This window comes from Izhakiella australiensis (genome assembly GCF_002006995.1).
GTDB lineage: Bacteria > Pseudomonadota > Gammaproteobacteria > Enterobacterales > Enterobacteriaceae > Izhakiella > Izhakiella australiensis.
Map to the genome: position 1 here is coordinate 76,155 of NZ_MRUL01000001.1, position 15,701 is coordinate 91,855.

Consider the following 15,701-nt stretch of genomic DNA (forward strand, 5'->3'; position numbering starts at 1 on the left):
CGAAGCTAGTGGGCGGCGGCGGATGGCGCAGAAAACTTATCACCGACAATGAGATTGACGATCTCGCCGAGGCTGGTTTCCGCAACCAGGCGGTCCGCCACGTTAGTGCCTTCAAACATCACCATGATGCGATCGCAGACCTGAAAAAGATCCTGTAAGCGGTGGGTGATCAGAATCACGCTAACGCCGCGCGCGCTAACCCGTCTGATGAGCTCCAGCACCGCCTCGACTTCGGCAACGGCAAGCGCCGCGGTGGGTTCGTCCATAATCAGAACTTTAGGTTCAAAGGCGGCGGCGCGGGCAATGGCGATCGCCTGTCGCTGGCCGCCGGATAAATTACGGACCAGCAGGTGGGTATCGGGGATGGAAATACCGAGTCCTTTCAGCATCTCACGCGCATCGGCGTGCATTTTCGTCTGGTCGAGAAATGGCACTCCCAGCACCGGCTTCATCGGCTCGCGTCCCATAAACAGATTGCCGGCGACGTCGACGGTGTCGCACAGCGACAGATCCTGATAGACCATTTCGATATGGCAACGGCGGGCATCTGCCGGGTTAGCAAAGTGCTGCCTCTCGCCGTCGATACGGATATCGCCGCTGGTGGGCACTACCGCACCGGATAGCACTTTGGTCAGGGTTGATTTTCCGGCGCCGTTATCGCCAACCAGCCCCAGAACTTCTCCGGGCGCCAGGCTGAGATTGACCCCGCAGAGAGAACGAATCGAACCGTAGGTCTTGGTGATATTCACCATTTCTACCCGGGACGGGGCAGTATGTTGCTGTTGCATCTGGTACTCCCATTTCGCTGGAACGGGTTTCACAGTCTGTTCTTAACGGGTTAACGATTCTGGCGTCACGATTTACAGCCTTGTAAACCGGTTTACCTGACGGAGACAGAGCGTCTTACCCACAAAGAACAGCACTCAACAGAGATATTTGTTCGCCACGGTTACTTTAGCAGCATTCGTGCCCGGTAAAAGATGGTGATTTATTGTTCAATGTTAACTAATTGAATTAAATGTTAAAAAAAATTAACTTTTTAGTAAATCGGTTTACTGGATCACAAAATTGCGTGCGGTAATCACCGTGATTTGCGCTAAAAAAGGGCAATTTGCACCCGCGGGGGGCACAGCTACTCAGCGCGAATATTGGCTATCCGGAGGACGGATTGAATCGCGGCCAATCCAGGTGACCGGTAAACGGGTCTCCGGCTGCGCCGGCGCCTTGCCATCCAGCAGATCTAACAGAATATTCACCGCGCGGTGGCCCATCTCGCGCGCTGGCTGGCGGATGGTGGAAATGCGCGGTTTGGTAAAATCGGCGTAGCTGGCATCGTCAAAGCCGACCAGCGACATCGCCTGCGGCGCTTCAAGTCCGCGTTCGCGCAGTCCGTCCAGCAGGCCCAGAACCAGATAATCGCTGGCGGCGAAAATAGCGGTAGGACGCGGCGTGGTGCTAAATAGCTGGTGCAGCGCGCGCTGGCCGAATTCGCGCTGATAGGCGCCGTACATTACCCATTCTGGCGGGCAGTGCAATCCAGCTTCCTGTAGCGCCTGGGAAAAACCCTGATAGCGTTCGCGCACGCTCATCAGCGCGTCCGGGCCGCCGACAAAGGCGATGTGGCGATGGCCGGCCTCAATCAGCTGGCGGGTGGCGATTCTGCCGCCCTGCACGTTATCGGCAAACACTTTCGGCACCTCGCTACCGGGAATATCCTCATCCAGCAGGACGATGCGCTGTTGGCGGACGATTTCCCGGCGCAGCAGGCCGTTATCCGGGCGGTTGGTGGTGAACAGCAGGCCGTCTACCTGGCAGGTATCCAGCCAGCGAATAAACTGGCACTCTTTGCCGGGGTCGTTGCGGGTAATGCACAATACCAGGCTGAAGCCGCGCGAAGAGGCGGCCTCTTCAGCGGCATCGGCCAGTTCGGCAAAGAAGGGGTTGGTAATATCGGGCAGCACCAGCCCAAGGGTTTCGCTGCCGCCTTTGCTTAAGCGACGCGCAAGGCTGTTGCCGCGATAATCCAGCGTAATAATCGCCTGCTCGATGCGTGCCACCGTTTCTTGCGGCAGCACGATGCTATGGTTGAGATAGCGCGATACCGTCGCTTTCGACAGCCCGGCATGGGCGGCAACATCGGACAGCAGCACGCGTTTTTTTATCATCTCTGGGTTAAATCCATCGCCGGTAGCAAAACAGCTTGCCTGGGAGTTATAGCACTTTCCGCTATCGGGCGTGAAAATAAAATTCCTGCTTGAAAAATTCTCATCAAAGGCCAATGGTAATAATCAGTTTACCCGTACCCTAAATCGGGATCTCTTCCCGTCACGTAAAATTCCGCTTCAGTTGCCGCGATCGGATTCGCTGCAGAACCGGATATCTTCGTGCAAGCCACGACGTATTTTCGTCGGGTTTGTTTATATCACAGATATTTGCCTCGCCGGACATCTGCTGCCCGTGGTTTTCATGGGTTACAGGCTCTATTTTTTGACGAGGACACCTGCAATGTTATTCAACACCAGACCATCATCGGTAGTGACAGCGGCTGCGCTGTTAATTTCCTCTCTGTTTACCTTTTCCGCCCTGGCAGAAAAGGCGCCCACTTATGCATTGGTGCAAATTAATCAACAGGCACTGTTTTTTAACCAGATGAATAAAGGTGCGCAGAGCGAGGCGAAGAAAACCAATAAAAACCTGGTGATATTCAACGCGAATGATAATCCCGTATCGCAAACCGATGCGATTGAAAACTATATTCAGCAAGGGGTAAAAGGCATTCTGGTTGATGCTATTGACGTTAATGGCATTATGCCTGCCGTTAAAGAAGCTGCGGCGGCGAAAATACCGGTTATCGCCATTGATTCAGTATTGCCAGATGGCCCGCAAGCCGCTCAGGTCGGGGTGGATAACGTTGAGGGCGGGAAAATAATCGGGAAATATTTCCTTGAATATGTGAATAAAAACATGGGAGGTAAAGTGCGGGTTGGCATTGTTGGCGCGCTCAATTCGGCGATTCAAAACGCCCGTCAGAAAGGTTTCGAAGATACCATTAAGACTAACGGCAAAATCAGCGTGGCTGATATCGTCGACGGCCGCAACATTCAGGACAGTGCGATGACGGCGGCGGAAAATCTGATCACCGGTAACCCTGACCTGACCGCCATCTACGCGACCGGTGAACCGGCGATGCTCGGGGCGATCGCCGCGGTAGAAAACCAGGGACGTCAGGGCGATATCAAAGTATTTGGCTGGGATCTGACGGGTCGCGCCATTAGCGGCATTGACCAGGGTTACGTGGCGGCCGTACTGCAACAGGATCCGGAGAAAATGGGCGCTGAGGCGCTGAAAGCGTTAAATGACATTAACGCCGGTAAAACCGTGCAGAAACACATTATGGTTCCCGCGACGGTGGTCACCAAAGCGAACGTCGATTCCTATCGTTCGCTGTTTAAATAAGGCGAATCAGGCGTTCTGCATCAGCAGCGATTGCAGAACGTCGGCATTGGGAAAAGCGTTCCACGTGCCGCGCTCTGTGATGGTGATCGCCGCGGCCCGGCTGGCGTGCTGTAGCGCCAGCAGGTCAGGATTGCCGCCCCGGCGCAGGGCGGAAGCGAGAGCGACGGCGAGAAAGGTATCGCCAGCGCCGGTTGTATCAACCACCTGGGCCATCACGGCCGGGCAGAAGTAATCCCGGCCGAAGCTGGTCATCTGAGTGCCGGCGGCGCCCTGCGTGGTGATCACGCAGGGAAGCTCAGCCGGCGGCTGCAACAGCTCGGCTTCCAGATGGTTGAGCACCACGATATCGACCAGCGGCCAGAGCGTGGTGAATTCGCGCCGCACCGGCGAAGGATTAAAGGCGGTGATTAGCCCTTTTTCACGGGCCAGTCTGAAAATAGCAGCGGTTTTTTCCAGCGAGAAATTACCCTGCTGCACCAGCAGATCGCCGGGTTTTGCCAACGTCAGCTGTTGGCTGATGACTTCCAGCGTCAGCGCGCTGGCCGCGTCGGTAGCGGTAATGATGGTGTTGTCACCATCCTGGCTATTTAAAATAATTGAGGTGTCAGTATGGCAGGGTTGTTGTAATAAAGGAAAGTACAAGTCTGGCTGTGAATTTAATAAGCGATGCAGCCATTCACCATAATGATCGTTTCCCGTGGCGGCAATTAATGTTGTGGGGATTTTACAGCGGGAGAAAATAACCGCCTGGTTTGCGCCTTTGCCGCCAGGCTGCTGAGAGGTTTTATTGCCGAATATCGAACTGCCTTTTTCTGGCAGGTCGTCAATGGTCCATGTTTCATCAACGGCGATATTACCAACGACAAATATGTGCATGGTTATTCCTCTAAGGAGAAAGAAGATGGCTCTTATATCAGCAGAAAAAGATAACGCAATACAAGCAATTTTTAATCGTACTAAGTCAGTGATCGGTGTTATTCATTGTGACGCCTTTCCCGGCGCGCCAAAATATAAAGATCGTCCAATAAAAGAAATTATCGAGAATGCCATTCGCGATGCGGATAATTATTTATCCGGTGGCGTTCATGGGCTTATTATTGAAAATCATGGTGACATTCCTTTTGCCAAGCCGGAAGATATCGGCCCGGAAACTTCTGCGATTATGGCGGTTATTACTGATAATATTCGCGCCCGTTTTGGCGCGCCGCTGGGAATTAATATTCTGGCGAATGCGGCGATCCCGGCGCTGGCTACCGCGCTGGCCAGCGGTGCAGACTTTGTACGCGTTAATCAATGGGCTAATGCCTACATCGCTAACGAAGGCTTTATTGAAGGTGCGGCGGCCAAAGCATTACGCTATCGCAATCAGCTGCGGGCTAACCATATTCGGGTATTTGCCGACAGCCACGTCAAACACGGCAGCCACGCTATCGTGGCCGATCGCTCGATTAAGGAGCTGACGCGCGACGTCGATTTCTTTGAAGCTGACGCGGTCATCGCTACCGGTCAGCGTACCGGCGACAGCGCCACCCTTGAGGAGATCGATGAAATCCGCAGCGCAACCACCCTGCCGCTGTTGGTGGGGTCGGGCGTCACGCCGGATAACGTCTGCGCTATCCTTGGGCGTACGCAAGGGGTTATCGTCGCCAGTACGCTAAAGCGCGACGGTGTGTGGTGGAATGAGGTTGAGCTGGCGCGGGTTAAACACTTTATCGCGGCGGCGCGTCCGGTGCTGGAGGAGAAATAATGCCATCTTTTAGCGAGCGATTACTGCAGGAGCATCAGGCAGCCTGGCAGGAGATGCAGCAGCATCGCTTTGTTTGCGATATTGAGCAGGATTGTCTGCCAGCGGATGTGTTTAACCGCTACCTGGTTTTCGAAGGTGATTTTGTCGAGACGGCCATCGCCATTTTTGCCTTCGGCGTGGCCAAAGCGCCGGGCATCCGCCAGCAGCGCTGGCTGATTGGCGTACTTAATGCGCTGGTTGATACCCAGATTGCCTGGTTTGATGAAGTTATCGCCAGGCGCAAGATTGACGTCAGTGCGACGCCCGGTGATTTACCCGGCGTGAAACGCTTTCGTGATGGCATGCTAAGCGTGGCGAAGCAGGGCAGCTACGATGACATCATCACGCTGATGTTCGGCGCGGAGTGGATGTATTACCACTGGTGCAAGCGCGTCAGCGCGCAAACTCAGCGCGATGGCGACGTGCGTCGCTGGGTGGATCTCCATGCGGAAGAGGCGTTTTATCAGCAGGCTAACTGGCTGAAAGAGGAGCTGGATAGCTGCGCGGCGCAGCTGAATGAGCAGCAAAAAAGCGAACTATCAGCGCTTTACGGTAAGGTTCTGCGCTGGGAAATCGACTTTCACAGCGCGGCTTATCCCTGAGGATACGGCGGACCGGTTGCCCGGTCCGCCTGGCTATCAGGCAACCTGCTTACGCAGCGACTTGATATCAATAACAAAGCGATACTTTACGTCGCTTTTCAGCATGCGTTCATAGGCTTCGTTAATGTAGTCCATATCGATCATCTCGATGTCCGAGGTGATGCCATGCTTACCGCAGAAGTCGAGCATTTCCTGGGTTTCGGCAATGCCGCCAATCAGCGAACCGGCGATGGAACGGCGCTTAAAGATCAGGTTGAATACCGCCGGTGATGGATGGCTGTGCTCCGGCACGCCGACCAGCGTCATCGTACCGTCTCGCTTCAGCAGGGTGGTGAACTGATCCAGGTCGTGCTGGGCGGCAACCGTATTCAGGATGAAGTCGAAGCTATTGGCATGCTGCGCCATCTGATCGGCATCTTTCGAAATCACCACTTCGTCAGCGCCAAGGCGCTTCCCATCTTCGATTTTCGACGGTGAAGTGGTAAACAGCACCACTTTTGCACCCATGGCGTGGGCCAGCTTGACGCCCATATGGCCAAGTCCGCCCAGGCCTACGATCCCGACTTTATGACCGGGGCCGACGTTCCAGTGGCGCAGCGGTGAGTAGGTGGTGATGCCGGCGCACAGTAGTGGCGCCACGCCGGCCAGCTCCAGATTTTCCGGTACGCGCAGGACAAAGTCTTCATGTACGACTATCTGGCTGGAATAGCCGCCGTAGGTATTGCTGCCGTCGAAGCGGTCGGTGCCGTTGTAAGTGCCGACGAAGCCGTTTTCACAGTACTGTTCCAGCCCTTCCTGACAGCTGGGACAGCTGCGGCAGGAGTCAACCAGGCAGCCAACGCCGACAATGTCGCCTTGCTTATATTTGCTGGCTTGTGTGCCAACGGCCGTAACGCGACCAACAATTTCATGGCCCGGCACCACCGGATAGATGGTATTACGCCATTCATTGCGTGCCTGGTGAAGATCGGAATGGCAGACGCCGCAGAACAAGATTTCGATCTGTACATCTTTCTCGCGCAGCTCACGCGGCTGAAACTCAAAGGGTGCCAGTTTGGCTTTTGCGTCCTGAGCGGCATAAGCATGGGTTATCTTCATGATTTCTCCAGATTAAACGATAAGAAGTGACGTTCAGAGATACCTCGCCAGTCGCAGATGTTGCCCTGGCGGCGGCGAGCGTGATGGGAAGCGGTGCAAAACGCACCTGAAAACACAGCGCCCATCGAAGAGCAATAAGCTTAGTCGTCAAAGCGCGAAGGGGGTATACCAGAATCTGTTTAAATCTTGCCTGATTCTGCAAGAATTTACCGAATTGCAATAATATGAGGGGTAAACGGCTTATTTTTCATGGCATTGGATAGTGCGAAAATCGCACATTTGTCCAAAGCTGTTTACTGCGGGCGGTGTCGCTACCACCGCCCGCAGTCGGTGCTTAATGCTATTTCAGCATCGCTTTCAAAAAGCGTGCGGTGTGTGACTTCTCGCAATCTGCTACCGTTTCCGGCGTACCAGAGATCAGAACTTCACCGCCGCCGCTGCCGCCTTCCGGACCAAGATCCACGATCCAGTCAGCGGTCTTAATTACGTCCAGATTGTGTTCAATCACCACGATGGTATTGCCCTGATCGCGCAGCTGGTGCAACACCGTCAGCAGCTGTTGAATATCGGCAAAATGCAGGCCGGTAGTCGGTTCATCGAGAATATACAGCGTTTGACCGGTACCGCGCTTCGACAGTTCACGCGCCAGCTTAACGCGCTGCGCCTCACCGCCGGAAAGGGTGGTGGCAGACTGCCCAAGGCGAATATAAGACAGGCCGACGTCCATCAGCGTTTGCAGCTTACGCGCCAGCGCCGGTACGGCATCAAAGAACTCACGCGCTTCTTCGATCGTCATTTCCAGCACCTGGTGAATGCTCTTACCTTTGTATTTGATCTCCAGGGTTTCGCGATTATAGCGTTTGCCCTTGCAGTGATCGCAGGGGACGTAGATATCCGGCAGAAAGTGCATTTCCACTTTAATCACCCCGTCGCCCTGGCAGGCTTCGCAGCGGCCGCCGCGGACGTTAAAGCTGAAGCGTCCCGGCGTATAGCCGCGCGAACGCGACTCGGGCACGCCAGCAAACAGCTCGCGCACCGGAGTGAAAATACCGGTATAGGTTGCCGGATTAGAACGGGGCGTACGGCCAATCGGACTCTGGTCGATATCGATCACTTTATCGAAGTGGTCGAGACCGCTGATTTCGCGATAGGGGGCCGACTCCGCCATCGTTGCGCCATTCAGCACGCGCTGGGCAACCGGAAACAGCGTGTCGTTAATCAGCGTCGATTTACCTGAGCCTGAAACCCCGGTAATGCAGGTAAACAGGCCAACCGGCAGCGTCAGCGTTACGTCTTTCAGGTTGTTGCCGCTGGCGCCGGTCAGTTTCAGCACCTTGCCCGGGTCGGCTTTTACGCGTTCTTTTGGCACCTCAATCGCCCGCTTGCCGCTCAGGTACTGCCCGGTCAGCGAATCTTCGACCGCCATGATATCGTCTACCGTGCCTTCTGCGACGATCTCGCCGCCGTGAACGCCGGCGCCCGGACCGATATCGATAACGTGGTCCGCCGCGCGGATTGCATCTTCATCGTGTTCGACCACGATCACCGTATTACCGAGGTTGCGCAGGTGAACCAGGGTATCAAGCAGCCGCTCATTGTCCCGCTGGTGCAGGCCGATGGAGGGTTCATCCAGCACGTACATTACGCCGACCAGGCCGGCGCCGATCTGGCTGGCGAGGCGAATACGCTGCGCCTCGCCGCCGGAGAGGGTTTCCGCCGAGCGTGACATCGACAGGTAATTCAGGCCGACGTTGACCAGAAAGCGCAGGCGATCGCCGATCTCCTTGAGCACCTTCTCTGCAATTTTTGCCCGCTGTCCGCTGAGCTTAATATTCTGAAAAAACGCCATCGCATGGCCGATGCTCATATCTGAGATTGTCGGTAGGGTGGTGTTTTCCACGAAAACGTGGCGCGCTTCACGCCGCAGGCGGGTGCCATGGCAGCTGGTGCAGGAGCGGTTGCTGATAAATTTCGCCAGCTCTTCGCGCACCGCAGTGGATTCGGTTTCTTTATAGCGGCGTTCCATGTTGTGCAGCACGCCTTCAAAGGCGTGGCGACGCACCGAGGTATCACCGCGATCGTTGATGTACTTAAACTCGATAGACTCTTTAGCGGAACCGTAAAGAATCACTTTTTTCACGTTCTCTTTCAGCGACTCGAACGGCGCTTCGACGTCAAAATGATAGTGGTCCGCCAGCGAGCGCAGCATCTGAAAATAGTAAAAGTTGCGGCGATCCCAGCCGCGAATGGCGCCGCCGGCCAGCGACAGCTCCTGGTTTTGCACGACGCGATCGGGATCGAAATATTGCTGTACGCCGAGGCCGTCACAGGTGGGGCAGGCGCCCGCCGGATTGTTAAATGAGAACAGGCGCGGCTCCAGCTCGTTCATACTGTAGCCGCAAACCGGGCAGGCGAAGTTTGCCGAAAACAGCAGCTCTTCCGCCTTTGGGTTGTCCATATCGGCCACCATGGCGGTGCCGCCGGAAAGCTCAAGGGCGGTTTCAAACGATTCCGCCAGCCGCTGCGCCAGATCGGCACGTACTTTAAAACGATCGACCACCACCTCGATGGTATGCTTTTTTTGCAGCTCCAGCTTCGGCGGATCGGACAGATCGCAGACTTCGCCATCGATGCGGGCGCGGATATAGCCCTGGGTTGCCAGGTTTTCCAGCGTCTTAGTGTGCTCACCCTTACGGTCGCGCACCACCGGCGCCAGCAGCATCAGGCGGGTGCCTTCCGGCTGGGAAAGCACGTTGTCCACCATCTGGCTGACGGTCTGCGCGGTCAGGGGGACATCGTGATCCGGGCAGCGCGGCTCGCCGACGCGGGCAAACAGCAGGCGCAGGTAGTCATGGATTTCGGTGATGGTGCCGACCGTCGAACGCGGGTTATGCGACGTAGACTTCTGTTCAATTGAAATCGCCGGGGATAGCCCTTCAATATGATCGACATCCGGCTTTTCCATCAGCGAAAGAAACTGGCGCGCATAGGCGGACAGCGATTCGACATAGCGGCGCTGGCCTTCAGCGTACAGGGTATCAAACGCCAGAGAGGATTTGCCTGAGCCGGAAAGGCCGGTTACGACAATGAGTTTATCCCGCGGGATGATCAGGTTGATATTCTTAAGGTTATGGGTGCGGGCACCACGAACTTCTATCTTATCCATTCACTTTTCCCGGTTAGCACAAATGCCGCCATGCCCCCCGGCACGGCCAGAACGAAACAGGTTATTATGGCATAAAAATAACTGGCTGAATATACAGTATAGCCGCCAATTGTTGCGGTTTTGTGCGGCGGAAAATTTTGCAGCCGGGGTCGTATAACCTGAAAGCATGTCGTTAACTCCGTATGCAGAGTTGCAATGTAATGGTAGACTTTCCTGGTAGAAAGTTGACTCAATTTCATCGGGAGAAACAAACATGGCCAGCAGAGGCATAAACAAAGTCATTCTGGTGGGGAATCTTGGCCAGGATCCGGAAGTACGCTATATGCCGAGCGGTGGCGCTGTTGCCAATATTACCGTCGCGACTTCTGAGAGCTGGCGTGATAAGCAGACCGGTGAACAAAAAGAAATTACCGAATGGCATCGCGTGGTGCTGTTCGGTAAGGTTGCTGAAGTCGCGGGCGAATACCTGCGCAAAGGCTCCCAGGTTTACATTGAAGGTCAGCTGCGCACCCGCAAATGGCAGGATCAGGGCGGTCAGGATCGCTACACCACCGAAATCGTGGTTAACGTTGGCGGCACCATGCAGATGCTGGGTGGACGTCAGGGTGGCGGCGCGCCGATGGGCGGCGGCGCTTCATCGGGCAACAACAACAACGGTTGGGGCCAGCCGCAGCAGCCGCAGGGTGGTAATCAGTTCAGCGGCGGCGGGCAGTCCCAGCCGCAGCAGAACAGCGCGCCGTCTAACAATGAGCCGCCGATGGATTTCGACGACGATATCCCTTTTTAAGCGCGCCGTTTTTTTATAATCTTTAGACTTAAAGCCCCTCTCCGGGGCTTTAAATTTAAATAAACTATCTTTTCATCAGGCATGAGCTGACGCATGCCAGCTCCGGTTCCGGCATACTCAAAAGACGTTAAGGCAATTCAGCTACGCCAGCCGCAGGGAATCGCTCAGAATCCCGAATTAGCAGATATATGCCTCAGCTAGCGGACGATTTATCATCAAGGGCAGCCGCACAGCGTTTGAGTAATTCGCAAAGGAGTCGGGCTTCTTCAGATGACAGCGAAGAAAGCATCTGCTTCTCTACGGCATCAGCGGCCTTCGCACCATCGGTAACGGCCTTCAGGCCCGCCTCCGTCAATTCAGTCATTATCACCCGTCCATGATCCGGGTGCGATTTGCGCGCAATCAGGCCGCTGCGTTGCAAATTGACAAGGATCGCTTGCATGGTCTGCGGCGTAACGAAAGCGGCGCGAGCCAACTCGGCATTAGAAATACGTGGATTACCAGCAACGGCGAGCAAAACCGCGTTCTGTGGGGCGGTAATGCCAAGCTGCGCCAATTCAGCATTCAGGCGCAGCCTCAATCTGTGTTGCGTTATTTTCAAGTTATAGCCTATCCAGTCAGCCGCATTTCGTGGCGCTGGTTTGCCTGTTGACATATCAGTGTCCTTATATTAATGTCAGTACCCTTATATGCATTTACAGGCGCTAACATGACAACTTTAATTGGCCCCGACTTCATTGCCTTACAAGTACGCGACCTTGCTGCATCCCGCAAATTTTACCTCGAAACTTACGGATTTACCGCTGCGACGCATTGCCCTCCAGGAGCGGTTATTTTTGACACTGAGCCGACTCCTCTGGCGTTGCGAGAGCCTCTGCATGTGCTTCCCGAGGCGGGACCGCTCGGTATCGGCATGGTGCTATGGGTTGCCTGCGCCGACGCCGATGCGCTGCACGATCTTATCATCAGTCGGGGCGGCGTTATCCTCAGCCCGCCAGCCGACGGCCCCTTTGGCCGCTTCTTCGTCGCCGCTGACCCTGATGGTTACCAGATAACCTTCCATACGGCGCAAAGTCGATAGTCGCCTTTGCTTTTTAAGTCAAAAGGTTTCTATCTGTGTGATGATCGGGACTATTGCAAAAGCGTAAGCTTTTATAGATAAGCCCCTGTCAGACAGGGGTTTTTTAAAGAGGCGTGCTTTTTTGCAAGAGACGTACTGACTATATCACCCTTCACTTTCCTCAGCCGCAGCCTTGTTCTTGCTGCCGGTCGCGAAGTTATAAATAACCAGCAGGGCAAAAATACCGGTAATAATGGCGGTAATGGTGCCTTTATCCATAAAGCGCGCCATGTTGCCGAGAATAATTCCCGCTACGCCAAAATCGGTATCTGAGAACATGGTATTGGTCAGCCCCAGCGCACCAAGCACTGGCAGCAAGGCAACGGGCAGGAAGGTAATTAATATCCCATGGGCGAAGGCCCCCAGGATTGCGCCGCGCTTGCCGCCGGTGGCGTTACCAAATACGCCTGCCGTGGCGCCGCAGAAAAAGTGCGGCACTACGCCGGGCAGAATCAGCACCCATTTCAGCTGCCCGAGGAAGAACAGGCCCACTAAGCCGCCGACAAAGCTGGAGATAAAGCCAACCAGCACCGCATTAGGCGCATAGGGAAAAACGATGGGGCAATCCAGCGCCGGGCGCGCGTTAGGCACCAGCTTTTCCGAAAAGCCGGTGAAGGCCGGGACGATTTCGGCCAGTATCAGCCTCACGCCTTGCAGGATGATAAACACGCCGGCAGCAAAGGTGATGGCCTGAACGAAAGAGTAAACCAGGTAATTTTGCCCCTGGCTGAAATGGCTTTCCACATACTGCTGGCCAGCGGATATCGACAGGATTAAATAAATTATCATCATCGTCAGGGAAATAGAGATGGTGCTGTCGCGCAAAAAACTGAGGTTTTTTGGCATATTCATCTCTTCAGTAGACTTAGATCCTTTGCCGACCAGCGATCCAATCCAGCCGGAAAGGATGTAGCCGATAGTGCCCGTATGGGCCAGCGCGACCTGATCGTTGCCGATGATTTTGCGCATATGCGGCTGAGCGAGGGCAGGGAACAGCGCCATCATTATGCCCAGCGCCAGAGAGCCGGTATAAATCATCTGAACGCCGGTAAAGCCCGCCACTGACAGGATGATCGCCACCATACATGCCATATAAAAGGTGACATGGCCTGATAAGTAGATGTATTTCAGCCGGGTGAAACGGGCGACGATGATATTCGCCACCATACCGAATGCCATGATCAGCGTGGTCGGCGCGCCGTATTTCGCCAGGGCGATCGAAACCATGGCCTCATTGTTGGGGATGATCCCCTGTACGTTAAACGCGTGTTTGAAAATATCGCCCAGCGGCGTGAGGGAACTAACCAGCACCGAGGCGCCGCCCGCCAGAACTAAAAAGCCAAGGATGGTTTTGACCGTTCCTTTAACGACGTCCGGGAACGGTTTTTTTTGTGCTATCAGGCCGAATAACGCAACCAGCCCTACCAGAATGGAAGGGACTTTCATCACGTCTACAACGAACTGTAAAAGGTTTTGGATAAACATATTAACCTCAGCGGTAAATGTTTCTGAGCAGTCTGGCGATCACGCTTTATCAAAGTAATCGCGAATTTTCTGCTCTAACTCTTTGATATCAATGATGCTGTTAACAATGATCATCTTGTTTTCTGGCAGGTTAGCGCTGTAGGCGATATCCCTCCCCATAACAAAAACATCGGCAATCTCCGGGGTTACAGAGCCTAAATCGGAGTGCTCAACCTCGGCGGAGATATCAAGGTTCTTCAGAACCTTTTTAATATTCATTTCCATCATGAAGCTGCTACCAAGACCTGCACCACATACCGCCATGATTTTCATGTCATACCTCGTTAGTTGCTATTCAGCGTTCGTCGGGGGTTAACCCGCACCATTTTCCGTCAGTAAAAGAGCAGCCAGCTGCTGCTGGCTGCGGGTATTAAAGATCTGGTTCATTTTCTCATCGTCAGAAAGCACTTCCGCCAGCTGCGAAATCATCTCAATGTGGCTGTTGCTGTCCGGAGCGGAGAACATAAAAATGATATCAACGGGATCGTTTTCGCCGGCATTAAAGCTGATGCCGCAGCCCAGCTTAACCACCGATAATCCGAGCTTTTTAGCGCCCTGTTCGGGCCTGGCATGGGGCATGGCAATGCGCGGCGCGATAACAAAGTAGGGACCGATTTGCTGCTTTTGCTCAATAATCGTCTCAATGTAACGCTGAGAAATGGCTTCCGTTTGTAACAGCGGTCGGCCCGCCAGCACGATGGCTTCCTGCCAGTCCGCTACGCTATCAATGTATTGAATAGTGTTTTTGTTCAACCAGTTAGACAGATTTGCCATGGTATTTTTCCCGCATAAGTCAGAGTAAAACAGGTTATGACGCTTAGCGCTTTCCACCGCCGGGGCGTTAACAGGCTTTATCGCTAAGCTATCCAGTCATGTTGTGTCTTTTAAACCTCTGCACCCATCGTGCTTTATGCGGTTTGTCACGGTTTTTTCGCGATGGCAACGTCGGTTTTTAAACTATTAATGTATTAAAATCAGAAAATTAATCCATATTTTCAGTATGGGTAGTCGCTTTGTGCATCAATTTTAATCCGCTGGTATCACCAGAGAATACCCTCAAGATGTCTAGTCATCTTGATAATGAACCTGGACGTGTACAGATACAATATGTAGGATTAGAATCTATACGGACATGTTGTTATCGAGTGCAAATTCGTTAACTCGATCACATTCTGATACGTCAGGCAAATTTGAAATAATTATCTTCTGACATATAAGGTTAGCGCCCGGCCGCGCCCGATATGTCCTTCTACACTGAGCAGGAAACATGCAGATGATCGATGGCATCACCGAAAAGCAAAAAGAAGTTGTCGATTACCTGCTGGGCAAAATTAAGCGGGAAGGGCTGCTGCCCGGCGACAGGCTTGATACTGAAATTGCCATTGCCAAAAACATCGGTATTACCCGCGCTACCGTGCGTGAAGCCACGAGGATCCTGATTGAACAGCAGCGAATTTATCGGGTAAAAGGGTCCGGACTTTTTGTCGGTTCGATCGGCAAGAGTAATCATGCAGGCCGCTTCCACGCGCTGTCACCGTTTGATTTTCAGGCGCAGAAGAAGGGCTATAAAGGCGTAAGAAAGGTGATTACCGCCAGCGTAATCAAGGTGCCTTCTGCGGAAATGGCACAGGCGCTGAGGATTAAAAACAGCGATAAGATCTACAAGATATTGCGCCTGATGTGCTTTAACGATATCCCGGTGGCGCTGGAGTACATCCATTTGCCGGTCAATATGTTCGAAAGTATGGAATTCAGTAAGCTGGAAATTTCCAAATATTCGTATATTGAGCAGATTACCGCAAAGAAGGTGCAGCGACGTGAGCAGAATCTTAACGCAATAAACGTCAGCGATCCGCAGCAGCTGACTTTGCTCAAATTGCAGCACAATGCCGCCGCTCTGGAAATTAATGAGACGGTTTATCTGGATGATGGAACGCCTTGTGAAGTGAATATCGCCATTATTAACACCCATCTGCTGCAGCTCAGGCAAAACACCGAAAGAACCTAGATTCTGCTGGTGGCTGGCGCCTTCGGCACCGACGTCCCTTCCAACTTATCGTCCGGTTAAGCCTCCCTCTCTGTTGCCATTAAGCCGCGTCCGGCGGTCAATTGTCGATCAACTTCAAAAATTCAACATTTCTGCTACGGCAATTTGATATTTC

Annotated in this window: 15 protein-coding genes; 6 read left to right on the plus strand and 9 right to left on the minus strand. The window is 53.7% G+C overall.

Features of this window, described 5'->3' with window-relative positions; genetic code table 11:
- Positions 1-5: 5 nt before the first annotated feature.
- Complete coding sequence (locus BTJ39_RS00325) at positions 6-752, minus strand: ATP-binding cassette domain-containing protein (protein WP_176110188.1); 747 nt, start codon at positions 750-752, stop codon at positions 6-8.
- 384 nt (positions 753-1,136) lie between these two features.
- On the minus strand, positions 1,137-2,165 hold the full coding sequence (locus BTJ39_RS00330) for a LacI family DNA-binding transcriptional regulator (protein WP_078001227.1): 1,029 nt from the start codon (positions 2,163-2,165) through the stop codon (positions 1,137-1,139).
- Between the two features lie 340 nt (positions 2,166-2,505).
- Between BTJ39_RS00330 and BTJ39_RS00335 the strand changes: the two genes are divergently transcribed.
- Positions 2,506-3,456 carry an ABC transporter substrate-binding protein gene (locus BTJ39_RS00335; RefSeq protein WP_078000674.1) on the plus strand — a complete coding sequence of 317 codons (951 nt, stop codon included), beginning with the start codon at positions 2,506-2,508 and terminating at the stop codon, positions 3,454-3,456.
- A gap of 6 nt (positions 3,457-3,462) precedes the next feature.
- Here the strand turns inward: BTJ39_RS00335 and BTJ39_RS00340 are convergent, their stop codons facing one another.
- Positions 3,463-4,332 carry a ribokinase gene (locus BTJ39_RS00340; protein WP_078000675.1) on the minus strand — a complete coding sequence of 290 codons (870 nt, stop codon included), beginning with the start codon at positions 4,330-4,332 and terminating at the stop codon, positions 3,463-3,465.
- A gap of 25 nt (positions 4,333-4,357) precedes the next feature.
- Between BTJ39_RS00340 and BTJ39_RS00345 the strand changes: the two genes are divergently transcribed.
- Both BTJ39_RS00345 and BTJ39_RS00350 read left to right on the plus strand, forming a co-directional pair.
- On the plus strand, positions 4,358-5,203 hold the full coding sequence (locus BTJ39_RS00345; protein WP_078000676.1) for a BtpA family protein: 846 nt from the start codon (positions 4,358-4,360) through the stop codon (positions 5,201-5,203).
- Entirely contained in the window at positions 5,203-5,844 is a 642-nt protein-coding gene (locus BTJ39_RS00350) for a TenA family protein (protein ID WP_078000677.1), read from the plus strand. Before BTJ39_RS00345 ends, BTJ39_RS00350 begins: the two co-directional genes overlap by 1 nt.
- A 36-nt stretch (positions 5,845-5,880) precedes the next feature.
- On the opposite strand, the gene BTJ39_RS00355 is transcribed toward BTJ39_RS00350, so the two are convergent.
- Both BTJ39_RS00355 and uvrA read right to left on the minus strand, forming a co-directional pair.
- The gene (locus BTJ39_RS00355) at positions 5,881-6,942 is read right to left on the minus strand and encodes an NAD(P)-dependent alcohol dehydrogenase (RefSeq protein WP_078000678.1); all 1,062 of its coding nucleotides are present in this window, start codon (positions 6,940-6,942) and stop codon (positions 5,881-5,883) included.
- A 340-nt stretch (positions 6,943-7,282) separates the two neighbouring features.
- Complete coding sequence (gene uvrA, locus BTJ39_RS00360; RefSeq protein ID WP_078000679.1) at positions 7,283-10,108, minus strand: excinuclease ABC subunit UvrA; 2,826 nt, start codon at positions 10,106-10,108, stop codon at positions 7,283-7,285.
- Positions 10,109-10,361: 253 nt separating this feature from the next.
- Between uvrA and ssb1 the strand changes: the two genes are divergently transcribed.
- Positions 10,362-10,895 (plus strand): single-stranded DNA-binding protein SSB1, encoded by a 534-nt coding sequence (gene ssb1 / locus BTJ39_RS00365; protein WP_078000680.1) that lies wholly within the window; start codon positions 10,362-10,364, stop codon positions 10,893-10,895.
- Positions 10,896-11,088: 193 nt separating this feature from the next.
- Here the strand turns inward: ssb1 and BTJ39_RS00370 are convergent, their stop codons facing one another.
- Complete coding sequence (locus BTJ39_RS00370) at positions 11,089-11,550, minus strand: MarR family winged helix-turn-helix transcriptional regulator (RefSeq protein WP_078000681.1); 462 nt, start codon at positions 11,548-11,550, stop codon at positions 11,089-11,091.
- 54 nt (positions 11,551-11,604) lie between these two features.
- Between BTJ39_RS00370 and BTJ39_RS00375 the strand changes: the two genes are divergently transcribed.
- The gene (locus BTJ39_RS00375; RefSeq protein ID WP_078000682.1) at positions 11,605-11,976 is read left to right on the plus strand and encodes a VOC family protein; all 372 of its coding nucleotides are present in this window, start codon (positions 11,605-11,607) and stop codon (positions 11,974-11,976) included.
- A 144-nt stretch (positions 11,977-12,120) separates the two neighbouring features.
- Here BTJ39_RS00375 and BTJ39_RS00380 read toward each other — a convergent pair whose 3' ends face one another.
- The 3 genes from BTJ39_RS00380 to BTJ39_RS00390 are packed head-to-tail and all read right to left on the minus strand — an operon-like array spanning position 12,121 to position 14,313.
- Positions 12,121-13,500, minus strand: a complete 1,380-nt coding sequence (locus BTJ39_RS00380; protein WP_078000683.1) for a PTS ascorbate transporter subunit IIC — start codon at positions 13,498-13,500, stop codon at positions 12,121-12,123.
- A 39-nt stretch (positions 13,501-13,539) separates the two neighbouring features.
- A complete protein-coding gene (locus BTJ39_RS00385) occupies positions 13,540-13,812 on the minus strand; it encodes a PTS sugar transporter subunit IIB (RefSeq protein ID WP_078000684.1) in 273 nt (90 codons plus the stop codon).
- A 39-nt stretch (positions 13,813-13,851) separates the two neighbouring features.
- Positions 13,852-14,313 (minus strand): PTS sugar transporter subunit IIA, encoded by a 462-nt coding sequence (locus BTJ39_RS00390; protein WP_078001228.1) that lies wholly within the window; start codon positions 14,311-14,313, stop codon positions 13,852-13,854.
- 499 nt (positions 14,314-14,812) lie between these two features.
- Here BTJ39_RS00390 and BTJ39_RS00395 point away from each other — a divergent pair, with 499 nt between their 5' ends.
- Entirely contained in the window at positions 14,813-15,547 is a 735-nt protein-coding gene (locus tag BTJ39_RS00395; protein ID WP_078000685.1) for a GntR family transcriptional regulator, read from the plus strand.
- Positions 15,548-15,701 lie beyond the last annotated feature (154 nt).